General features: G+C 57.4%; 21 protein-coding genes. 12 read left to right on the forward strand and 9 right to left on the reverse strand.

Going from position 1 to position 22,426, the window contains the following annotated elements:
- Window positions 1-306 precede the first annotated feature (306 nt).
- The 3 genes from N7220_RS13935 to N7220_RS13945 all read left to right on the forward strand — a co-directional run bounded on the left by N7220_RS13935 (window position 307) and on the right by N7220_RS13945 (window position 4,874).
- The gene (locus N7220_RS13935; RefSeq protein WP_283148133.1) at window positions 307-1,350 is read left to right on the forward strand and encodes a type IV pilus twitching motility protein PilT; all 1,044 of its coding nucleotides are present in this window, start codon (window positions 307-309) and stop codon (window positions 1,348-1,350) included.
- A 210-nt stretch (window positions 1,351-1,560) separates the two neighbouring features.
- Entirely contained in the window at window positions 1,561-2,697 is a 1,137-nt protein-coding gene (locus N7220_RS13940; RefSeq protein ID WP_283148134.1) for a PilT/PilU family type 4a pilus ATPase, read from the forward strand.
- Between the two features lie 41 nt (window positions 2,698-2,738).
- The gene (locus N7220_RS13945; protein WP_283148135.1) at window positions 2,739-4,874 is read left to right on the forward strand and encodes a type IV pilus assembly protein FimV; all 2,136 of its coding nucleotides are present in this window, start codon (window positions 2,739-2,741) and stop codon (window positions 4,872-4,874) included.
- A 39-nt stretch (window positions 4,875-4,913) separates the two neighbouring features.
- Here the strand turns inward: N7220_RS13945 and N7220_RS13950 are convergent, their stop codons facing one another.
- On the reverse strand, window positions 4,914-5,840 hold the full coding sequence (locus N7220_RS13950) for a LysR substrate-binding domain-containing protein (RefSeq protein WP_283148136.1): 927 nt from the start codon (window positions 5,838-5,840) through the stop codon (window positions 4,914-4,916).
- A gap of 149 nt (window positions 5,841-5,989) precedes the next feature.
- Between N7220_RS13950 and N7220_RS13955 the strand changes: the two genes are divergently transcribed.
- Window positions 5,990-6,601: an FMN-dependent NADH-azoreductase gene (locus tag N7220_RS13955; RefSeq protein ID WP_283148137.1), complete on the forward strand. Its 612-nt coding sequence runs from the start codon at window positions 5,990-5,992 to the stop codon at window positions 6,599-6,601.
- Window positions 6,602-6,671: 70 nt separating this feature from the next.
- A complete protein-coding gene (locus N7220_RS13960) occupies window positions 6,672-7,271 on the forward strand; it encodes a cupin domain-containing protein (protein ID WP_283148138.1) in 600 nt (199 codons plus the stop codon).
- Between the two features lie 25 nt (window positions 7,272-7,296).
- On the opposite strand, the gene N7220_RS13965 is transcribed toward N7220_RS13960, so the two are convergent.
- On the reverse strand, window positions 7,297-7,893 hold the full coding sequence (locus N7220_RS13965) for a phosphatase PAP2 family protein (protein ID WP_283148139.1): 597 nt from the start codon (window positions 7,891-7,893) through the stop codon (window positions 7,297-7,299).
- A gap of 289 nt (window positions 7,894-8,182) precedes the next feature.
- Window positions 8,183-9,184 (reverse strand): class II fructose-bisphosphate aldolase, encoded by a 1,002-nt coding sequence (gene fba, locus N7220_RS13970; RefSeq protein WP_283148140.1) that lies wholly within the window; start codon window positions 9,182-9,184, stop codon window positions 8,183-8,185.
- On the opposite strand from fba, the gene N7220_RS13975 reads away from it, so the two are divergent.
- The gene (locus tag N7220_RS13975; RefSeq protein WP_283148141.1) at window positions 9,183-9,854 is read left to right on the forward strand and encodes a nucleotidyltransferase family protein; all 672 of its coding nucleotides are present in this window, start codon (window positions 9,183-9,185) and stop codon (window positions 9,852-9,854) included. The two genes, fba and N7220_RS13975, sit on opposite strands and share 2 nt — an antisense overlap.
- A gap of 27 nt (window positions 9,855-9,881) precedes the next feature.
- Here the strand turns inward: N7220_RS13975 and N7220_RS13980 are convergent, their stop codons facing one another.
- Window positions 9,882-10,199 (reverse strand): hypothetical protein, encoded by a 318-nt coding sequence (locus tag N7220_RS13980; RefSeq protein WP_283148142.1) that lies wholly within the window; start codon window positions 10,197-10,199, stop codon window positions 9,882-9,884.
- Between the two features lie 195 nt (window positions 10,200-10,394).
- The gene (locus N7220_RS13985; RefSeq protein WP_283148143.1) at window positions 10,395-11,570 is read right to left on the reverse strand and encodes a phosphoglycerate kinase; all 1,176 of its coding nucleotides are present in this window, start codon (window positions 11,568-11,570) and stop codon (window positions 10,395-10,397) included.
- Between the two features lie 267 nt (window positions 11,571-11,837).
- Here N7220_RS13985 and N7220_RS13990 point away from each other — a divergent pair, with 267 nt between their 5' ends.
- On the forward strand, window positions 11,838-13,052 hold the full coding sequence (locus tag N7220_RS13990; protein WP_283148144.1) for an MFS transporter: 1,215 nt from the start codon (window positions 11,838-11,840) through the stop codon (window positions 13,050-13,052).
- Window positions 13,053-13,273: 221 nt separating this feature from the next.
- Here the strand turns inward: N7220_RS13990 and N7220_RS13995 are convergent, their stop codons facing one another.
- Complete coding sequence (locus tag N7220_RS13995; RefSeq protein WP_283148145.1) at window positions 13,274-14,413, reverse strand: D-alanyl-D-alanine carboxypeptidase family protein; 1,140 nt, start codon at window positions 14,411-14,413, stop codon at window positions 13,274-13,276.
- A gap of 195 nt (window positions 14,414-14,608) precedes the next feature.
- On the reverse strand, window positions 14,609-15,469 hold the full coding sequence (locus N7220_RS14000; RefSeq protein ID WP_283148146.1) for a PhzF family phenazine biosynthesis protein: 861 nt from the start codon (window positions 15,467-15,469) through the stop codon (window positions 14,609-14,611).
- Window positions 15,470-15,845: 376 nt separating this feature from the next.
- Between N7220_RS14000 and pcnB the strand changes: the two genes are divergently transcribed.
- The 5 genes from pcnB to panC all read left to right on the forward strand — a co-directional run bounded on the left by pcnB (window position 15,846) and on the right by panC (window position 20,103).
- Window positions 15,846-17,210, forward strand: coding sequence for a polynucleotide adenylyltransferase PcnB (pcnB, locus tag N7220_RS14005; RefSeq protein WP_283151447.1), 1,365 nt, complete (start codon window positions 15,846-15,848; stop codon window positions 17,208-17,210).
- Complete coding sequence (gene folK / locus N7220_RS14010) at window positions 17,207-17,695, forward strand: 2-amino-4-hydroxy-6-hydroxymethyldihydropteridine diphosphokinase (RefSeq protein WP_283148147.1); 489 nt, start codon at window positions 17,207-17,209, stop codon at window positions 17,693-17,695. The genes pcnB and folK overlap by 4 nt, the downstream gene beginning before the upstream one ends.
- 85 nt (window positions 17,696-17,780) lie before the next feature.
- A complete protein-coding gene (gene panB / locus N7220_RS14015; RefSeq protein WP_283148148.1) occupies window positions 17,781-18,572 on the forward strand; it encodes a 3-methyl-2-oxobutanoate hydroxymethyltransferase in 792 nt (263 codons plus the stop codon).
- Window positions 18,572-19,180, forward strand: a complete 609-nt coding sequence (locus N7220_RS14020; RefSeq protein ID WP_283148149.1) for an HD domain-containing protein — start codon at window positions 18,572-18,574, stop codon at window positions 19,178-19,180. The genes panB and N7220_RS14020 overlap by 1 nt, the downstream gene beginning before the upstream one ends.
- An 83-nt stretch (window positions 19,181-19,263) precedes the next feature.
- On the forward strand, window positions 19,264-20,103 hold the full coding sequence (gene panC / locus N7220_RS14025; RefSeq protein WP_283148150.1) for a pantoate--beta-alanine ligase: 840 nt from the start codon (window positions 19,264-19,266) through the stop codon (window positions 20,101-20,103).
- Window positions 20,104-20,169: 66 nt separating this feature from the next.
- On the opposite strand, the gene N7220_RS14030 is transcribed toward panC, so the two are convergent.
- Together N7220_RS14030 and argA are read right to left on the reverse strand one after the other, a co-directional pair.
- Complete coding sequence (locus tag N7220_RS14030; RefSeq protein ID WP_283148151.1) at window positions 20,170-20,784, reverse strand: LysE family translocator; 615 nt, start codon at window positions 20,782-20,784, stop codon at window positions 20,170-20,172.
- A 140-nt stretch (window positions 20,785-20,924) separates the two neighbouring features.
- Window positions 20,925-22,238, reverse strand: coding sequence for an amino-acid N-acetyltransferase (gene argA, locus N7220_RS14035; RefSeq protein ID WP_283148152.1), 1,314 nt, complete (start codon window positions 22,236-22,238; stop codon window positions 20,925-20,927).
- Window positions 22,239-22,426: the final 188 nt, after the last annotated feature.

A 22,426-nucleotide genomic window follows, 5' to 3' on the forward strand; every position in this document is an offset into this window, starting at 1 on the left:
CGCGTGCCTGGTGGTGGCACTTTGTCCGGTTAATTGCCTTGTAGCCCGCAATGAGGCAAACGAGGGCTCCGTCCGTAAGCGCACGTTTGCGCCCTGTCGGACAACACTTTGAACTGTCATCAAGTGCAAGTAGATAGTTGTCTTTTGGACACGTAACGCACACGCGCTGGTTACGTGGTATTTGACCGCAGTTAGAATCCCTGACGATATGCAATAGTTGCAACGCATACTGCGCTCATTTGCACTTGTCATGAAACAAAGCCGGTGCGCCACAGCGCCGGGAAATTACCGGAGCCCCGCGCCCTCATGGAAATATCAGAACTGCTCGCGTTCGCCGTTAAAAACAAAGCGTCGGACTTGCACCTCTCCAGTGGCTTGCCTCCCATGATCCGCGTCCACGGTGACGTGCGCCGCATCAACTTGCCGCCGCTGGAACACAAAGACGTGCATGACATGGTGTACGACATCATGAACGACGGGCAGCGCAAGATTTACGAAGACACACTGGAATGTGACTTCTCGTTCGAGATTCCCAATCTGGCGCGTTTCCGGGTCAATGCTTTTGTGCAAAACCGCGGTGCGGGTGCGGTGTTCCGGACCATTCCGTCCAAAGTGCTGACGCTGGAAGAACTGAACACCCCCAAGATTTTCCGCGATATTTCCGAAAACCCGCGTGGCCTGGTGTTGGTAACCGGCCCAACCGGCTCGGGTAAGTCCACCACGCTGGCGGCGATGGTGAACTACATCAACGAGAACGAATATGGTCACATCCTGACCATTGAAGATCCGATTGAATTTGTGCACCAGTCCAAGAAATGCCTGATCAACCAGCGTGAAGTCGGCCCGCATACGCTGAGCTTCTCCAACGCGCTGCGTTCAGCGCTGCGGGAAGATCCGGACGTGGTGCTGGTGGGCGAAATGCGTGACCTGGAAACCATCCGCCTGGCGCTGACCGCGGCGGAAACCGGTCACCTGGTGTTTGGCACATTGCACACCAGTTCTGCAGCCAAAACGATTGACCGGGTGGTCGATGTTTTCCCGGCAGCAGAAAAAGAAATGGTGCGGGCGATGTTGTCTGAATCGCTGCGCGCGGTGATCTCGCAAACACTGCTGAAAACCAAAGACGGCCAGTCCCGGGTGGCTGCGCACGAAATCATGATCGGTATTCCGGCGATTCGTAACTTGATCCGTGAAAACAAGATTGCGCAGATGTATTCGTCGATTCAGACCGGTCAGCAATTTGGTATGCAAACGCTGGATCAATCGCTGCAGAACCTGGTTCAGCGCAATATCTGTTCGGTGGCAGAGGCGCGCACCAAGGCGGCTATTCCGGATAACTTCAAGGGTTGATCGGAAGATTGGCGTCCGATTAGGTGGCAGGTCGTCGCGTTTGTCTGTTTTTCACAACCAAAGCGGCCTGCCAGCGAAATAGTCGTAGCTAAATCGAATATCCGGCAGCTATTAATCAAGCTATAGATACACTCAGGCGGATATCAGGAGCCTGGCGACTTATCGGGCGTCAGGCAAACCAGCATCAGCCGCACAGAAGATCAGATACCCATGGAAAAAGAACAAGCAGCCAAGTTCATGCAGGATCTCTTGCGCCATATGCGGGCCAAGGGTGCATCGGACTTGTTTATTACGGTTGATTTTCCACCGGCAATGAAGGTGGATGGCCGGGTTACGCCGGTTTCCAATCAGGTTCTTTCTTCGCAGCACACCAAAGAACTGGCGCGCGCGATCATGAATGACCGGCAGGCAGAAGAATTCGAAGCCACGCATGAATGTAATTTTGCGATCAGCCCGGGCACGCTCGGGCGTTATCGGGTTAATGCGTTCATGCAGCAAGGTCGCGTGGGCATGGTCTTGCGGACCATCAATTCGCATATCCCCAAGCTGGATGAACTCGGCCTGCCCATGGTCTTGCACGATATCGCCATGGCCAAGCGCGGTCTGGTGATCTTTGTTGGCGGTACCGGTTCAGGTAAATCGACCTCGCTGGCCGCGATGATTGGTGAGCGTAACGAGAAAGCCTACGATCACATCATTACCATCGAAGACCCGATTGAATACGTGCACGAGCATAAAAATTGTATCGTCACGCAACGCGAAGTAGGGGTTGATACAGACTCTTGGGGCTCGGCGCTGAAGAATACTTTGCGTCAGGCGCCTGACGTGATTCTGATCGGGGAAATCCGTGATCGTGAAACCATGGATTACGCCATTGCTTTTGCCGAAACCGGTCACTTGTGTATGGCTACTTTGCATGCCAACTCCTCCAATCAGGCATTGGACCGGATTATCAACTTCTTCCCGGAAGAACGCCGTTCGCAATTGCTGATGGATTTGTCGTTAAATCTGAAGGCATTTGTATCGCAACGTCTTGTTCCGCACCGCTCCGGCCAGGGACGCGTAGCTGCAGTTGAGGTTATGCTTAATTCACCGCTGATTTCTGAACTGATCTTCAAGGGCGAAGTGCACGAGATCAAGGAAATCATGAAGAAGTCGCGCGAATTGGGGATGCAGACCTTTGACCAGTCTTTGTTTGATCTTTATGAAGCGGGCCTGATTACCTACGAAGATGCATTACGTAATGCCGATTCGGTCAACGATTTGCGACTTAGCATCAAGTTGCAAGGTGCAGAAGCCAAACATAAAGATGTGCTTTCCGGAATCGACCATCTGGATATCGTATAAAATATGCCACTTGTTTACCGAAAGCGACCACTGATCCCCGGATGAAGAAACGCCCAGCTCACACTTTGCACCTTACTTCGCTGATCGCTGCGGGGATGGCCCTGGGCGCGGCGCCCGCATATTCCGCTGCGCTGGGGGCGATCCAGGTCAGATCGGCGCTGGGAGAAAAACTGGACGCGGTCATTCAGGTGGTGACCGCGCCCGGTGAAGAGTTGAGCAGCAGTTGTTTTCGGCTTGGCTCGGCGCAAAGTGAAGATGGCAACACAGTGGTGCGCGGTGCGCGGTTGACCTTTGAGGCCGTGAGTGACGGCGTGGGGCGCTTGCGCATCCAGACGGCTGATACCGTCATGGAACCCGTCATCAAGTTGCCGGTGCAGGTCAAATGCCCGGCCGATGATGCCCGAGATTTTCAGCGCGAATACACCCTGCTGCTGGACCCGCGTGAATACAAAAGCCCGGTGCAGACCGCTGCTGACACGACCAGCGTACCCAAAGCATCTATGGCCTTGCCGGGGACCACGCGCCGTAAAACACCGCAGGCGGGATCGGAGTGGACCGTGCGTTCCGGTGACACCGTTGAATCGATTGCCAGCAGTTACTACCCCAAAGATGGCGCGGGTCGCCGTCAATTCATCGACCAGATGTATGCGCTGAACCCGGATTTGCCATTAGGTTATCGGGTGCCGCTGGCAGAAAATACGCAGGTTGCTTTACCCAAACCTCGCGCTGCACATGTGGCGGCGTCGTCGGCAGAGGCCAAGCCTGCTAAAACCGCCAAACTGAACAACGCCAGTGATCGTGCGGTGTTGCGACTGGATGATTCACCGCCAGATATGGCGCAGCCCTCATCCGCCCCATCGCCAGGTGTCGCGCAGGTGGCCTCACAAGTCGCTGCTGAAGATCAGCAACTGGCACAGTTGAAGATCCAGATTGCCCAGTTGCAGCAAGAGTTGGCCGATGTGCGTCAACAAGCACAAAACCAGGCGCTGGCGCAAGCCAAAGCGCGGGTGCGAACTGCTCCGGCGCCATTAACACCGCAGGTCACGGTTGCTCCGGCAGCGCAAACCGGTGGCACAGGTTGGGGCTGGTTGCTGTTCCCGCTGGTCCTGTTGCTCGTGCTTATTCCGGGTGTTTACACGTGGCGGCGCTGGAAAAAGCGCCAAGCTGAGGCGCAGGCGGCTGAAGATCAGTTTCCCTTCCAGTTCGCTACCCTGGAAAGGCCGACCGAGCACTCGGTAACCACGCCATTGCGTGCTGCGTCGCCGGCACCGGCCAGAGGCCCGGTGGATGCGCCCAAAGACCTCGCGCACAACATTGCGCAGATCGCCAACGATTGGCAGAACTCCACCATGGACGTGGTGCAGCCGGGCAATGTTTCGGAAGAAGCCCAACTGTTGCTCGACCACGGTTTACTGCAGCAGGCAATCAACCTGCTGACCCAGGAAATTGAACAGCACCCTGGCATTCCGGCTTTGTGGATGAAGCTTTTCTCCATCTATAGCCAGCACCACATGAAGTCTGAGTTCAAGGATCGTGCGCTCGAATTCAAGCACAGCATCCAGGACGAAGCGCTGTGGCGCCAAGTGCAGGTGATGGGATGCGACATCGATCCGGAAAACCCCTTGTATCAGGCCAGCGCAGAGCAGGCAGGGCGCACGCCGGATTACCGCAAAGAGTCCGCACTCAAGCAAACGGTCGGTGGCGATTTACCTGACCACGAGCCAGAGGCCAAGGCTGATCCAGACATGTTGTTTGCATCAGCCATGCGTGAGCAAGCCGGGCTGGGTAGTGATGAGTGGTCTTTGGCCGAGCATAACGAAGCTTTGCCCGGTAACCCGCTGGCGGGCCATACGCCATTTGATCCTCGTTCGGTCGAGGTCGAGGAAATCAAAAACACTCCAGTGTTTGCCAACGATCTGGAGTTTGATCTGGATGCCTTGCCACCGCTGGAAAGCAAAACCGCTAGCAGCCCCGCGGCCCCCGCTCCGGCAGCGATAGCCGCCGCAGATTTCCGCTCGGAAGACCCGGCTATGCAGCAAATTGCTGCCATGCTGCAACAGGGGCAGCAGTCCGAGGCCACTCGCGCATTGGAAAAAATGCTCTACGCCGGTGATGGTGACCAACGCCAGTTGGCATTGCACTGGCTGGAAAAGCTGCAGAGCACTTTCGACAAGTAATTGGCCAGCCAGTTAGCTTGGGTCTGAACGGGGCGTTGATTACAACGTGCCGTTCATGACTTCGGTACACCGTTCGGCCAGCAACTCCTCCCCCAGAAAGTCCAGAAAATGGCGCACCGCAGGTACCAGCCCGCGGCGTGAAGGGAATACCGCGTGCGCGTACCCGGTGGCAGAGGTCCAGTCTGGCAGCACTGGCACCAGCGTGCCCGCAGTCAGCTCTGGTCGGCACAAATACTCCGGCAGGATGACCGCGCCGACGCCACCGACGGCTGCGTATTTCAGCGTCACCATGTCATCGGCCACATAACGCGGATAGTGCGTTACCTGCTGCTTTACGCCGCCTGGGCCCACCAGTGACCACGTCGCCCGGCCATCGGTGGCGGACATGGCTAGCGTGTCCAGCCAACCCAGTTCATCCGGATGAGAAGGTTGTCCTTGCCGTGCCAACTGCGCCGGGCTCGCGAGCAGCACTGCGTTGGTGGTGCCAAATTGCTTGATCACCAATGAAGCGGAGTCTTGCAGAGTAGGACGCACGCGCAGGGCCACATCAATGCCTTCTTCCAGCAAATCGATCACCCGGTTGGTTACGATCATGTTCAGTTTGACCTGCGGGTAACGCATCATGAATTGCGGGATGATCTCGCCCACCACGGTTTGGGCCAGCGTCACCGGGCAGGCCACTTTGATAGTGCCACGCGGCGCGGATTGAACATGTTCGACCACTTCTGTCGCCGCGCGAGCTTCGTCCCGAATGGCCACGCAGTGGCGAAAGTACAATTCGCCGATTTCCGTCACCGCGAGCTTGCGCGTGGTGCGCTGTAACAGACGCACGCCTAGATGTGCTTCCAGTTCTGCTACCCGCCGCGACAGGCGTGATTTCGGGATGCCCAAAGCGCGGCTGGCGCTGGAGAACCCGCCTGCTTCAACGACTTCGGCAAAGAACAGCATGTCGTTCAGATCTTGCATGGCGTTTGTCCGGTTCAATTGTCCTGCAAATAGGACAATCTATCGCATTTTTGCCGACTTATCACTCACTAAGTCCGCCGGTAGAGTAGCGGTCATGTTGAAAGACCAACCGGCCTTACCCGGTTACTTCAAAGACCAAGGAGAAACACATGAAGCTGCTGCATATTGATTCGAGCGTTCTGGCCGACAACTCGGTATCCCGCAAACTGACCGCACGCATTGCCAAGGAATGGCAAGCTGCCCGTCCTGGCACTCAAGTGCAATATCTGGATCTGGCAACTGCAGAGCCGGCTCACTTGTCCGGCGAAGCACTGGGCGCCCGTTTTGTGCCTGCTGAATCGCATACAGAACTACAAAAACGCGAAACCGCCTACACTGAAGATCTGCTGCAACAGTTCCTGGGTGCAGATGTGATCGTGGTTGGCGCACCGATGTACAACTTCTCGATTCCTAGCCAGCTGAAGGCCTGGATCGACCGCATCGCTGTAGCGGGCCGCACCTTCAAGTACGGCGAAAACGGCCCGGTTGGCCTGGCTGGCGGCAAGACTGTGGTGGTGGTTTCCACTCGCGGTGGTGTGTATTCGACCTCCGAAGCCATGCGCGCTCTGGACCATCAAGAAAGCTACCTGACCACCGTGTTTGGTTTCCTCGGTATTACCGATGTGCGTTTTGTGCGTGCTGAAGGTACTTCGATGGGCGATGCGAAGAAAGCCGAAGCAGTGGCTGGCGCAGAAGCCGAAATCGCGGCACTTACCGCCTGATTTGCGGCACACTGAGGTTCAAACGCCCGGCCTGCTGGCTGGGCGTTTTTCATTTTAAAGAGGCCTGGCCATGAAAGCGCCATCCGGTTGTTCCACGCAAGCCACACCTGCCATGCTGCATTTTAGCGAGCGGGCACCGGCGACGGTGCTTGTACCAACCGATGCGCAAACGGCGCTGGTCTATATGTTCGAGAACTCTTCCGCTTGCCTGGCTATCAGTGGCTTGCCTGCAGGTACCGAACATTTGCTGCCCGGCGAATGGCTGTGCCTACCGGTCGTTCCGGGCACAGTGCTCAACTTGGCGGCGGGTGGTGAGCTTAAACAGCACGGGTTCTTGCACTTTACCCATCGGGCGGTAGCGCGCCGGACACACCAATGCAAGTGTGAGATTCCGGTGAATATCGGCCCGGGTTGGCGTTTGCGCAGCCTGGGCGCACCAGACGGTCCGCAGATGCTGGATGTGTTTATGGAAACCGGCAGTGTAATCACTTTGCCCGACGCCGACGCCCAGGTACCTGCGATGGGCGCGGCAGAAATTCATGTGCTCAGCGGCGAGCTTATGTACGGTGGTCATTTATTGTGTGCCGGACAACAAGCCGTGCTGCCTGCGGGAGTGGCACAGATACTGGCCACCAATCGCAGTCAGTATCTGCTGCTGCAAAATATCTGATGGCGTTGCGATAGCCGGATCTAGCTCAGGCGCGCACCCAGCCGCGGCGGATCAGCGGTGCAAACAGCGTTCGGTACAACCGCGTTAGCCAATGCAACACGGGTTGTACCACCCAGCCGCCATAACGCGTGCTCAGCCACGCACTGAACAGGGCGACCACCGCCGCGCCGATCATGTCGAAGGGGTAATGCACCCCGACATAGACTCGTGCCCAGGCAATCAGCAATCCGGTCAGTGATAAAGCAATGCCGGTGCGGTGCCAAGGCTTATGCCAATACAGTGTGAAAGCTGCGGCCCACCACGCGGTCATGTGGTTGCTGGGAAACGAAGAACTGCTGGAATGCGCGACCAGGTTGTGGCCCAGGCCAATGGCAAATGGCCGTGGATGCTGCCAGCCCAGCGCAATCAGCCAGTTGATCAGCAGGCCAATAAGCATCGCCGCGACGGCCTGCAACAGTATTTCGCGGGTGGCGTTGTCGCCGCGTAGCCAGCCAGCAGCTAATCCCAGTGGTACCAGCAAGACCAGATATTCCGCGCAAAAGATACCCAGCAACAACATGCCGTGGCTGGGGTTGGCTGGCGCATTGATCAGCAAAAACAGAGCGTTGTTGAGTTGTTCCATGACTAAAGACCACAAGGCATGCACTACCGATGTGAGTGGATCGATAGCGGGAGTGAGGCGAAGAAGAAGGGCACAAGCCATTCTGCGAGCCGCGCATCATGCCGCAAAAAGTGGAATGCCTCAGTCAGAGAAGTCGCAGAATCAGCTGGCCTGTGAATTAATTACCCCGCGCGCCTGGGTGGGGCGGCAGAGGGTTTGGTATCGGATAAAAAAGACCCGCAATTGCGGGTCTTTTGATCTGGCTATCTGGCGGACCGCATTTAACAACACAGCCTGCCGGAGCGGGGGCTTAACGAATACCAGGCGCCATGCCTGCGGCGCCAAACTCCTGGTAACGTGCTTCGCATACCGCCCGCATTGCCGCGATGGCGGGCTTGAGATAAGCCCGTGGGTCAAAATCCGCAGGGTTGGTGGCAAAGTGTTTACGAATCGCCCCGGTCATCGCCAGACGAAGATCGGTGTCGATATTGATCTTGCGCACACCGAATTTGATGGCGCGCTGGATTTCTGCCACCGGCACGCCCCAGGTCGGTTTGAGCGTACCGCCAAATTCGCGCAGTTCAGCCAGCAATTCCTGCGGCACGCTGGACGAGCCATGCATGACCAGGTGAGTGTGCGGAATGGCGGCGTGGATTGCCTTGATGCGATCAATGGCCAGCACATCACCAGTGGGCGGGCGGGTGAATTTGTAGGCACCATGGCTGGTGCCGATGGCGATGGCCAGCGCGTCAACACCAGTGGCCTCAACAAACGCTTTGGCTTGAGCCGGGTCGGTCAGCATTTCGTCATGCGAGAGTTGGCGATTGGCACCGACGCCATCTTCTTCCTCGCCCATGCCGGTTTCCAGGCTGCCAAGACAACCCAGTTCACCCTCTACCGATACGCCTTTCTGATGCGCCAGATGCACCACTTCGCGCGTCACCGTCGTGTTGTAGTGGTAGTCGGATGGCGTTTTGCCGTCATCCAGCAACGATCCATCCATCATCACGCTGGAGAACCCCAGCTTTACCGCGCTCATGCACACCGCCAGGCTGGTGCCGTGGTCCTGGTGCATCACCACCGGCAATGCTGGATATGTGCCCACGGCAGCTTCGATCAGATGCTTGATGAATAGCTCACCGGCATACTTGCGAGCGCCGGAACTGGCTTGCAGAATCACCGGGCTTTGCGTGGCGTTGGCTGCCTGCAAAATGGCGTGAATCTGCTCCAGGTTGTTTACGTTGAAAGCGGGCACGCCATAATTGTGTTCTGCAGCGTGATCCAGCACTTTGCGAAGCGATACGAGCGGCATGACGACTCTCCAGCAGATTGTTGCGTTGCATCACAATCTAGTCTGTCGCAGCGATAAAGCCCAATCGGGATATTCGGCATTCGGGAAAGCCCTGAAACCAATGGTCAGCCAGAATCAAAATTTTGAAAGCCAGTATCGCCAATTGCGCGCTATCATGCAGGCCGATGCTGAGCTGATGAAAATGTTGCAAAGTGTGCGGGAGTGCGGGCTGGCGTCGTGGTGCATCGCTGCGGGCGCAATCCGTAGCCGCGTCTGGAACACCTTGCACGGCCAGACCATCCAGCCGTCGCAGGCGGATGTCGATGTGTGCTTTTTTGAGCCGGACGCAGCAGAGCAACTGGAACAGCAGATACGACAGTCGTTAGGCGGACGCATGCCGGGCGTGAACTGGGAGGTGGTGAATCAGGCGCACGCGCATCGCTGGAATGGTTTGCCTGCGTGTGCGTCGCTGAGTGCGGCACTGGCTAGCTGGCCGGAAACAGCGACCGCAGTTGGGGTCTGGCTGGATGCGGCGGGTCAGTTGCAGATTATTGCGCCGCTGGGGCTGGAAGATTTATTTGCGTTGCGAGTGCGGCGTAACCCGGCATTTGCTGATGCCCTGGCGTATCAGCGGCGAGTTAGCAAGAAAAACTGGCTGCAGCAATGGCCGCGCCTGACTCAGGTCGATTGACGCAAGTCAGGCGGCAATGCGTTAGGTTTATTGCGCTTTGGGGATGTTCCAGCAACCGGCTTTCTGCATCTCGTTACTGATTGCTTGCAGGCGGCTCTTGCGGCCAGAACTGATGGTGCCGGTGGCCGGATCAATCGGATTCTTTTGCAACTGATTGCGCTCGTTGCCCAAAGCCATGCACTTCTGTTTGAGCGCGGCAGTGGCGCTGGCATCGTGGGCGGCAGGCGCTGAACCGATCACGGATTGGGGCAAGGTCAGATTGAGCGGCTTGGCGGCGTCCTCGGCCCAGGCGGACATCACGCTAACGCACACCGTGGCACAAGCAAGAAGGCGGACAAGCTGCATAAAAAACTCCCTGTAGATCGATCTGGTCAAATATGAACGGTTGGTTCTGGCATAGCGCCAGCAGGCGCCCTGATTGGGCATCTATGACAAGAGTTTAGCTGCTTCTCGCCAGATCAGAGACATGCGCACGTAAAAAAGCCGGGCTAACCCGGCTTTTTTGCAATTGATTGGCAGATCTGGCAAGGATCGGCGCAATTAACCGTTGTAACGTGTTTCCAGAATCTCGACGGCTGGCAGGACTTTGCCTTCCAGGAACTCCAGGAATGCGCCGCCGCCGGTGGAAATGTAGCTCACCTTGTCGGTGATGCCGTATTTCGCTACAGCGGCCAGGGTATCACCGCCACCGGCGATGGAGAACGCGGACGAGTCAGCAATCGCACGGGCGATGGTTTCGGTGCCTTTGCCAAACTGGTCGAACTCAAACACGCCGACCGGACCGTTCCAGACGATGGTGCCCGCGTTTTTGAGGATGGCGGCCAGTTGTGCTGCGGAATCCGGGCCGATATCAAAAATCATGTCGTCGGCTTGCACGTCGGCCAGTTGACGCGTGATCGCTGGTTCATTGGCATCAAACTTCTTGCCGATGACCACATCGGTCGGCAGCGGCACTTCGCCACCGCGCGCGCGCAGTTTGTTGATCACAGTGGTGGCGTTGCTAACCAGATCAGCCTCCGCCAGCGATTTACCAATCTGTTTGCCTTCAGCCAGCAAGAAGGTGTTGGCGATGCCGCCGCCGACAACCAGTTGGTCAACCTTGTCCGCCAGCGATTCCAGAATGGTCAGCTTGGTGGAAACCTTGGAACCTGCCACGATGGCCACCAGTGGGCGGGCCGGGTGGGCCAGCGCTTTGCCCAGGGCATCCAGTTCACCTGCCATCAGAATACCGGCGCAAGCAGCAGGAGCGAACTTGGCCACGGCGTGGGTGGAAGCTTCGGCGCGGTGCGCAGTACCGAATGCATCGTTCACGAATACATCACACAGCGCGGCGTATTTCTTGCCCAGGTCGTCGCTGTTTTTCTTTTCGCCGACGTTGCAGCGCACGTTCTGCAACAGCACCAGTTCGCCCGCTTTGACTTGATAGCCTTCCCACTGATCCAGCACTTTCACTTCACGGCCCAGCAACTCGCCCATGCGTGCAGCTACCCCGGCCAGGCTGTCTTCAGGTTTGAACTCGCCTTCGGTCGGGCGGCCCAGGTGGCTCATCACAATCACGCCAGCGCCAGCCTTCAGGGCGGCTTCAATGGTGGGCAGAGATGCACGGATACGGGTGTCATCACCGATTACGCCGTCTTTGACCGGGACATTCAGGTCGGCACGAATCAGCACTTTCTTGCCGGACAGGTCCAGCTCGGTCATTTTGCGATACGCCATGATGCGATTCCTCGAAGGTTGCAGTTGGTAGGTCAGATGGGCATTGAAAACCTGGCTTTGCCCGGCTTGCCGAGGCACGCGGTGTTGGTGTTCGGGCCGGGTAGAATCAGGTTTTCGCAGAATGCGCAGGTTGTTTGTTTCCGGTTTGCTGCCTTAACGTTGGCACACGGGCAGGCAATTCTGTGTTTTTTTAATTCTGCTTTATTGAACGGGTGTTTTCGTCCTTTCGCGTAAGCAAACAGTTTAACACATCACCATTTCCCCCTAATGACCCAAGCTGCGTCGCTATTTCGTAATCGTAATTTTTTACTGGTCTGGTGCTCGAGCATTCTGGGCAACCTGGCGCTGGCCGTCGCCACTCTGTCCGAAACCTGGTTCGTAGTGAAAACCCTCGGCGCCAAGGAACAACTGGGGCTGGTGATGATCGCCGGTTCTGTGCCTCGCATTGTGCTGATGGCCTTTGGCGGGGTGCTGGCCGATCGCATGAAGCGCAGCCGCATCATCCAGATATCGCTCTCCACCCGCGTGCTGCTGATGCTGGCTCTGGTGGGGCTGCTGTTTATGAATGGCCTCAATATCTGGACCATGACCGGCTTCGCGTTTTTGTATGGCGCGCTGGACGCCTTCTTCTGGCCCGCCCGTGACGCGCTGTTGCCCAGCATCGTGCCCGACGCCGACTTGCCACGTGCCAACTCGATCATGCTGACCACCAACCAGATCGGCCTGGTGTTCGGCCCGGTGCTGGGCGGTGCCTTGCTGGCGCTGCTGAACTACGAATGGGTATTCACATTCACGGCGATCATGCTGGCGGCCGGGACTGCCTGTATCGCCCAGATCAAAGAACCGCCGCTGGTGCGGCACACCGAGCGCAGGCATGTATTGCATGAGCTAAAAGAAGGCATCCAGTATTCGCTGTCATCGCCGGTACTGCGTTCGTTGATGATCATCTACGCCATTGCCAACTTGCTGTTTATGGGACCGTTGGGGCTGGGCGTGCCGATTGTGGTGACCGATATCCTGCATGGCAATGCGGCGGTGCTGTCGTTCCTGCAAAGTGCATTTGCTGCCGGCATGGTCACTGGTGGCTTCCTGCTGACGATCTTCCCTCCCCGTAAAAAACGGCTGCTGATGATTGCCTTGGTGATCGCGGTCGAGGGCGTGTTGATCGGCTCGCTGCCGCATGTCTCCTGGTTGCCGCTGGCGCTCTGCATCCAGTTCTGCACCGGTATGGGCGTGGTCAGCAACAATGTGCCGATGATGTCGTTGATCCAGCAATATGCTGATCGCAGCAAGATCGGCCGGGTGATGAGCCTGAACACCATGGCGTCGATGGGACTGTCGCCGCTGTCTTATGCGATGGTGACTGGCTTGCTGTCTTTGCAGATTGGCGTGGGCTGGATCATGCCGGTGTTTGGCCTGACCATGAGCGTGCTGATGCTGGTGATGGTCTGGCAGATCAAAACAGTGCGGACCGTGGATTGAACTGGGGGAGTTGAGAGGTCCGCATTGTGCTGCCTGCATAATCCCCATTTGCTGACCTGAACCTTCCCCATACGTCGTTTCGTAGCCCGGATGAAGGCCGATTCTCGGCATAAACTCCGCGGGAATCCGGCGTGGCAATGCATCAATTCGCCCCAGGCCGTGAGTTTGACCAACAAAAAAGCCACCCGAAGGTGGCTTTTTTGCTGGATGTCAGTTCTAGCTTAGCGCTTGAACCACAGCTTGATCGTGTCGATCAGGCGAGTAAAGAAACCGCCTTCTTCAACATTTTCCAGCGCCACCAGCGGGTATTCGGCAACTGGCTTGCCCTGGCTCAGCACTTTCACCGTACCCAGTTGCTGTCCTTGCTTGATCGGGGCGATCAGTGGGGATTGCAGGTTTACCTGGGTGGTCAGTTTGCTGCCTTCACCCTTGGGGACAGACACAAACTGGTCGGCCAGGAAGCCGACATTGATTTTGTCGGTCGCGCCTTTGTAAACCTGCGAACTGGTCACAGTCTGGCGGGCGGTGAACACTTTAGGTGTATCAAAGAACTGCACGCCCCAATTCAACAGCTTGGCCGATTCATTGGCGCGCACTTCGTCGCCGGTTGTACCGACCACGACCGAGATCAGGCGGCGGCCGTCACGATGTGTGCTGGCTACCAGATTGAAACCGGCCGAGTTGGTATGGCCGGTTTTCATGCCGTCCACGTTCGGGTCGCGATACAACAACAGATTGCGGTTCGGCTGGCGAATCTTGTTGTACGTGAATTCTTTCATCGAATAGATCGGATAGAACTCGGGGTAATCGCGGATGATCGCGGCAGCAATCTTGGCCAGATCGCCCACGGTCATGTAGTGATTCGGGTCAGGCAGGCCGGTCGAATTCATGAAGTGCGTGCCAGTCATGCCCAGACGCTGCGCCTCATGGTTCATCAACTGGGCGAACACATCTTCGCTACCGGCAATGGCTTCAGCCAGGGTCACGCATGCGTCGTTACCCGACTGCACGATCATGCCCTTGATCAACTGGTCAACCGTGGCCGGCTGTTTCGGGTCCAGAAACATCCGCGAGCCTTCGGTTTTCCAGCCGCGCTGGGAAACTGTCAGTTGCTGGTCCAGTTTGATCTTGCCTTCCTTGACTGCTTTGAACACCACGTAGGCGGTCATCAGCTTGGTCAACGATGCAGGTTCAACCCGCATGTCCGGATCACGCGCGGCCAGTTGGGTGCCACTCTGGAAATCGGTCAGGTAATAAGCTTTGGCAGCAATTTCCGGAACCGGCGGGGTAAATGCCTGAGCCGTGGCGGCAAACAGAACAGAGCAGGCAATCAGGGTACGGGTAAAGCGAGAGGAGATCATGGCGGGCATTTCGATAGCTGAAAACTACGGGTGGCGAAGGGTAACACCGGGGTTACGGCGCTGGCTCGGTATTATGTCCGCGTTTCGACCGCTTGGGGGCTTTGCGGTTCACCTTGCCGACAAAAAGAAGGTGATCGGCGCGCAGAGAAGGTACGGGGCCAGCGTAAACGCCAACTACGCCAGCCCGCATCGCTCTCAAGCCAGTGCGCTGGCGCTGCGCTCAGGCCACGAAAACTCGCCGCGACCCACTTCGGCCACGCGGCCACCCACCTGAATTTGCTTGTCTTCGTCGATCTGCAGCGTCAGATGAGCCAACCGGTTGATGCCGTGACCCTGGATCATGGTGGTTTCAAAGGGCAAGGCCACGTTTTCTGCCAGAAACCAGCCGCCCAGATTGGCGCAAGCCGAGCCGGTGCCAAAATCTTCGCCGATGCTGCCGCCTTGAATCCAGAAAAAGCGCGCGACGATTGCTTCACCATCGTGCGCCCAGACTAGCGCGGAGGTGCGTCCCAACGCATTGGTGGCAACTTGCTTGAACAAATCCAGGGGCGGATTGCAGCCATGAACGCTGGCGGCATCCTTGAGGGGAATAACCAATTGCTCCGCGCCGGTATCCACGAAGCGTGCAGTGCCGGCGATGGCGGCGGTTTCCAGTCCGAGTGCGGCGGCGAGCAAGGGCGCCGGTACAGCGTCGCGATAGGTAGGCGCGTTGGCGTTAAGCCGCATGCGCGGGCCATCGGCGCTCACCGGGATAATCCCCGCGTTCGTCGCCAGCGTTACCTCGGTCTTGCCGGTCGTCTGTGCCAATACCCAGCCGGTACCCAGTGTCGGGTGACCAGCAAACGGCAACTCATATCCGGGCGTGAAGATACGCACACGGGCATCGGCTTGGTCTGACGGGAATACAAAGGTGGTTTCGGAGAGATTGAGCTGTTGCGCCAGCAATTGCATATCAGCGTCTTCCAGCCCGCGTGCATCTTCAAACACGGCCAGCGGGTTGCCTGACCAGGCAGTTTCGGCGAAAACGTTAACGATGCGGTAGGTATATCCAGCCATTACAGAGTCTCCACGTAGCGCGATTTTTGCGAATTTGAAAACCAGCATGCCGCAAAAACCGTGCGCCAGGCTAGCAACAGTCTGTCTGGCAGCGCGGGATCACAGTTCAATTGCCAGAGCGCTCGGCTGTTGCACTGCGCAAAAGTGCCCGATTTGTTCGCGACTCTTGCCGCAGTAGGGCTTTGCTGACTGTATAATAAGCGCCTTTGTTTTTAGGGCCGCTAACAAAACTGCTTTGGCTGGAGCGAACAACGCGTTTCTCTGCGCCGGAATGGTTTGGTTAGCGGCTTTTATGGCCTGCAACGGGCCGCTCGCTGGAATGAAAAATGGTGGCTTTAAGGCTAACCTGCATATGCCAGCTTCTTTTGGTCAAATGATGATTCGCAAACTGATCGGCAAGGTGCTACGGCGCCCGGGCAAACGTGTTTTGCACGCCAAACATTATGGAGTTCGCCGCGAGGATATTCACTCCGGCGCACTCAAGGTCTGTGATCGCCTGCAAGACGCTGGCTATGAAGCCTATGTGGTCGGCGGCGCGGTACGCGACCTGATGCTGGGCAAATCGCCCAAAGACTTTGACGTGGCTACCAGTGCCACGCCGGAGCAAGTTCGCCACGTGTTCAATCGCTCCCGCATTATCGGGCGGCGTTTTCGCATCGTGCATGTGCCGTTTTATGAACGCGGCGGCGAAGAAATTATCGAAGTCACCACCTTTCGCGGCGCGGGCGAAGCACCGACTGACGAAGCGGGCCGCATCCTGCGCGACAACGTTTACGGCTCACTGGAAGACGATGCACTGCGCCGCGACTTCACCGTTAATGCGCTGTATTACGACCCGAATCGCGAAGAAATCCTCGATTTCCATCACGGCGTGGATGACCTCGAAGCCAAACGTCTGGTGATGATTGGCGACCCTGGCATTCGTTACCGCGAAGACCCGGTGCGTATGCTGCGGGCGATCCGCCTGTCGGCCAAGCTGGGGCTGGAAATTGCACCACCGACCAGGAAGCCGATTGCCGAATGTGCCGGCTTGCTGCAGAACATTCCGTCGGCCCGTTTGTTCGATGAAATGATGAAGCTGCTGTTGTCAGGCCGCGCTTGGGATTGCCTGATGGCGCTCAAGGCCGACGGCCTGCACCGCTATCTGTTCCCGGTGCTGGATCAGCTGCTGCAAAAGCCGGAAACCCTGCAGTTCTTGCAAAAGGCTTTGGCCAACACCGATCAACGCCTGGCCGAAGACAAGCCCGTTTCGGCTGGTTTCCTGTTTGCCGCGTTGCTGTGGCATGAAGTCGAAGCCAACTGGCAAAAGCGCCAGGCCGCCGGTGAATACCCGGTGCCGGCGCTGGTGGCGGCCATGAACGAAGTGGAAGCCACTGTCGAAAAACGGCTGGCGATTCCGAACCGTTACGGCGCAGCCATGAAAGAAATCTGGTTGCTGCAACCGCGCTTTGAACAACGCGTCGGTAGCCGTCCGTTCCGCTTGCTGGAGCAACAGCGTTTTCGTGCCGCGTATGACTTCCTGGCGTTGCGCGGCGAGTGTGGCCTGATCGACAAAGAACTGGTCGAGTGGTGGACCCAGTTCCAGTACTGCGATGAAGAAACCCGTTCCGCCATGATCGCGCGCGTGACTGGCCCGCAAAAAGGCCCGGATCGCAAACGACGTCGGCGCAAACCGACCGGTAAAGGCGGTGCCAAGCCGGAAGGCTCCAAATCCGGTGGCGATAGCGGTAACGCGGCATGAGCGTGATGCACCGCGCCTTTGTCGCTTTGGGCGCCAATATGGATGATCCGGCAGCCCAGTTGCAGGCTGCCGTCAAACAGCTGGACGAGCTAGCCGGAACCCGGCTCGTGACATGCTCGCGCTTTTACGCGTCGGCTCCGGTGGGTTATGCCGACCAGCCGGATTTTATAAACGCCGTGGCCGAGTTGCAGACAGAGCTAGCGCCTGCCGCCTTGCTGCAGGCGCTGCTGGATATCGAAGCCGCGCAAGGCCGCGAGCGCACTTTTCGCAATGCCCCGCGCACGCTTGATCTGGACGTCCTGTTGTATGACGACCTCAGCCTGCAGCAAGAACACCTGACCATTCCGCACCCGCGCATGCATGAGCGCGCGTTTGTGCTGGTGCCTCTGACCGAGATCGCACCAGACGTCATCATTCCCGGACTTGGCCCTGCAACAGCCTTCCTGGGGAAAGTCGCCAGCCAGCAATTGCATCCCTTGGGCTAAACTGGCATTGCGCGCTGCACCATGATCTGGCGCAGCGCCTACCTTCTGTAATTCGCAACAGACCGTACTGACAGGATTTACCACCATGAAAGTCACCATCAACACGCTGAACAAAATGAAGCAGGATGGCCAGAAGATCGCCATGCTGACCTGTTACGACGCCAGTTTTGCCACGCTGCTGGATGAATCCGGCGTGGATATCCTGTTGATTGGTGATTCGCTGGGCAATGTGGTGCAAGGGCAGACTTCAACCTTGCCGGTGACGCTGGATCACATGATCTATCACACCGCCTGCGTTGCCAAAGGCACCAAAGATGCACTGGTGCTGGCCGACCTGCCGTTTGGCAGCTACCAGGGCAGCCCGCAGCAAGCGTTTGATAGCGCAGTGCGGTTGATGCAGGCCGGTGCCGAAATGGTCAAGCTCGAAGGCGGCATGGTGATGACCGAAACCGTAGATTTCCTGGTGAATCGTGGTATCCCGGTCTGTATGCACATTGGCCTGCAGCCACAGTCCGTCAATCTGTACGGCGGTTACAAGGTGCAGGGCAAAACCGAGTTTGAAGCCGAAACGCTCAAGCGCGACGCCTTGGCGCTGCAAGCCGCGGGTGCCAGTTTGATCCTGATGGAAATGGTACCCGCCGCCGTGGCCAAAGCCGTGACCGAGTCGCTCAGCATTCCCAATATCGGCATTGGTGCGGGCGTGGATTGCGATGGCCAGGTGCTGGTATTGCATGACATGCTCGGTGTGTATCCGGGCAAGAAAGCGCGCTTCGTGAAGAACTTCATGACCGGTGCTAGCAGCATTCAGGGCGCGGTCGAGAACTATGTGAAAGCGGTGAAGGGTTCGACCTTCCCGGCAGACGAGCATTCGTTCTGATGACCGCGCCGCTCAGTACCGATTTCGCTGCAGTTACCTCATTCATGCTGGAGCTGGAAAAGCTCAAAGGCGTGCTGCGCAAGAATCGTCCACTCGGGCAGACTCGTTACGAAAACACCGCTGAACACAGCTGGCAGATTTGCCTGCTGGCCATGTCGGTGGTGCCGTTTGCCGCCGAGGCTGTCGATATCTCCCGCGTTACCCAGTTGTTGCTGGTACACGATATTCCCGAGATCGATGCTGGCGACGTAAACGTGTATGACGCAGCCGGTCGGGCTGCAGCCGAAGCCAAAGAAATGGCCGGGGCCGAACGCATTTTTGGCTTGTTGCCTGCTGAAACTGGCGAATGGCTGTTTAGCCTGTGGCGCGAATTCACCACCGGTGATTCGCCCGAAGCGCGTTATGCCCGCGCGATTGATCGCATGATGCCCATGCTGCAAAACCTGAATAGTGGCGGCCAGAGCTGGCGCGAAAACGGCATCCGCATTGATCAGGTCGTGGGCATGAATCGACCCAAGGTATCTGGCGTGTTCCCGTCGATCTGGGTGCAGATCGAACAGCAGTTGCATGAGGCCGTGACTCGCGGCGATCTGGGCGCGGCGCAGTAAAGATTTATTGGTAGCAAGCATTACCAGAACGACTCTGCGCAATTCACATCAAACTATCAAATAATCAGACATTCAGGTCCGATATGAAAATCATCCATAGCATCGCTGAACTGCGCGCATGGCGCGCCAACGCTGGCAAGGTGGCTTTTGTCCCCACCATGGGCAACCTGCATCAGGGGCACATGGCACTGATTCGCGAAGCACAAAAACACGCCGATCATGTGGTGGTAAGCATTTTTGTGAACCGGCTGCAATTTGGTCAGGGCGAAGATTTCGACCGTTACCCACGCACCCTGCAGGCCGATGCTGATTTGATCGGCGCGGTGGCCAGCAATGCTGTGGTGTTCGCGCCGGATGAAAAAGAACTTTATCCGCACGTGGTGCAGCATTACAAAGTCGATCCCCCGGCGATCCAGGATGAACTCTGTGGCGCGTTCCGCCCCGGACATTTTGGCGGCGTGGCCACGGTGGTGACCAAGTTGTTCAATATCGTGCAGCCCACGGTGGCGTGCTTTGGCAAGAAAGACTACCAGCAACTGTTCATCATCCAGAGCATGGTTGAGGAGTTGAACCAGCCGGTGCAGATTATCCCGGTCGATACTGGCCGCGCAGCCAATGGTCTGGCGCTGTCATCGCGCAATGGTTATCTCACGCCGGAAGAACTGGCCGAAGCACCGCGTATTTTTCATCACCTGTCACGCATGAAAACCGCCATTGAGGCGGGTGAACGTGATTACGAAAAACTGGCCAACGAAACCATCGCCGACCTCACGGCGCGCGGTTGGGGGCAGATTGATTATGTTGAGGCGCGCAATGCGCTGACCCTCAAACCGGCCACGCATACCGACCACCATATCGTGCTGCTGATCGCCGCACGCATCGGCAAAACGCGTCTGATCGACAATATGGAAATCGATTTGTGAGGCGTGGGCTACGACCCTGGAACAAAAAAAGGAGCCAACTGGCTCCTTTTTTTGCGTGCAAGACGCTTAACGCCGGGCAAACGCCAGCAAACCACCGACCGCAAAGAATGCCCCGCCGCAGCCGCGATTGAACATCTTCACTCGCGAAGGGCTGGCCAACCATGCCGCCAGTTTGGCGCCGCCAGCGGCGTAGGCCACTTGCCAGCTGGATTCGATCACAAAGAAAGTGGCCAGCAGGACAATCCATTGCTGCTGTTGCGGAAGATGCGGGTCTACAAACTGCGGCAAGAAGGCACCGGCAAACAGGATGGCCTTGGGGTTGGATAACGCAACAGTCAGCCCCAGCCGGTAACGTGAGCTCGCCGTATCGCTATTGGCTTTGGGCAAGGCCAGTTCCGAACCGGCCTTCCAGCTTTGCCAACCCAGATAAACCAGATACGCCGCGCCGACCAGTTTCAGGACGAAAAACAAAGTGGCCGATGCCGCCAGAATCGCCGCCAGTCCAAACGCCGATGCAGTGAACAGAATGCCAAGCCCGGTAAAGGCGCCTGCCATCGTAGAGGTGGTGGCCTTCCAGCCGTAACGCGTGCCGTGAGACAGCATTAGCAACATGTTCGGGCCAGGCGTGGCGGAAATAAGCAGGGTGGTGGCGATAAATGCCAGCCAGAGATCAAAGCGCATGATGAATCCTTTACTGCCCAAAGCTTTACAACAAAGCGGCCGTTCAATATACCGCTTGCATAGGCTTTGCAGGAGGTACAACACCGGCGCAACCTGGCCGATACAGTGATTGCGCGGGGTGGTCGATGAACTTCGGGACCTTAACGCAGCTGTTTGATAAACACTTTGGAGCGGCGCTGATAGTTGTACAGGCTCTTTTTCTCCATCGGCAATTCGTCGACAGTGGCTTGGGCGAAGCCGCGCTCGACAAACCAATGTGAAGTCCGCGTGGTCAGCGCAAACAGTGCGGTCATGCCCTGGCTGCGCGCTTGCTGTTCCACATGACGCAACAACACGGCGCCACGGTCTTCATCACGGTAATCGGGGTGAACAACCAGGCAGGCCATTTCGGCCATCTGGCTATCAGCAAACGGGTGCACTGCCACGCAGCCGATGATCTTGCCATCGTGTTCCAGCACCGAATACCGGTTGATTTCGCGCTCCAGCAATTCGCGGCCGCGTTTAACCAGCACGCCTTGATCTTCCAGTGGTTCAATCAGCTGCAACATACCGCCAACATCATCAATGACTGCGTGGCGCATGGTCTCCAGCGTTTCGCGTGAGACCATGGTGCCGACGCCTTCGTGGCTGAACAACTCCATCAGCATGGCGCCGTCGACGTTGTGGCTAACCAGATGCGCCCGCGCCACGCCACGGCGCACCGCTTTGATCGCGCAGGGCAGATACAGCCGTACGTCTTCGTTGACGTTGGGGTTGGCCGCCAGAAACTGCTCGGCTTCCAGTGCAGTCATTTCGGTTTGCAGTTCACCGCTGGCATCGACCACGCCTTCCTGACCAAACAGGAACAGCAGTTTGTGAGCGCGCAGGGCAATCGCGGCGCTGGTGGCGACGTCTTCCAGTGTCAGGTTGAAAATCTCGCCGGTCGGCGAATAGCCCAAGGTGGACAACAGCACCATTTCGCCGTCATCCAGCCGGTAATTCACGGCGGTGGTATCCACTTTGCGCACTTCGCCGGTGTACATCAGATCCAGCCCGTCGCGCACGCCCATCGGTTGCGCGGTAACGAAATTACCTGCGGAAACGCGGATATGTGCGTTGGCCATGGGCGAATTGGCCAGACCCATCGACAGCAGCGATTCGATTTCCACCCGCACCTGACCGACTGCCTGAATCACGCATTCGAGCGTTTCGGCGTCGGTTACGCGCACACCCTTGTGGTAATGCACGCTCAGCCCGCGTTCGGTCAGCCGGGTTTCAATTTGTGGGCGGGCACCATGCACCACCACCAGTCGCACCCCCAGACTCGTCAGTAGGTTGATATCGTGGGTCAGCGTAAAAAAGCGGCCATCGCGCACCACTTCGCCACCCAAAGCGATCACAAAAGTGCGACCACGAAAGGCGTGAATATAAGGGGCGGCTTGGCGAAACCATTGCACGAAATCACTGGACTGCATACGGGCTCCATATTTGCCGCTCTTGTGAAGCGGCAGGGGGCAAAAAACGGCGCGGGCCGGGATGCTTGATTGTAAGGCAAACGCCGCCAGATATTGCTCTCTTCCAGGTACAACTTTTCTGGTCCAGGCGCGTTATACCTTCGCATCAATATAAAACCATATCGCGAACGGGATCAGTAGATCACCTA

The organism is Silvimonas soli, from assembly GCF_030035605.1.
Classification (GTDB): Bacteria; Pseudomonadota; Gammaproteobacteria; order Burkholderiales; family Chitinibacteraceae; genus Silvimonas; species Silvimonas soli.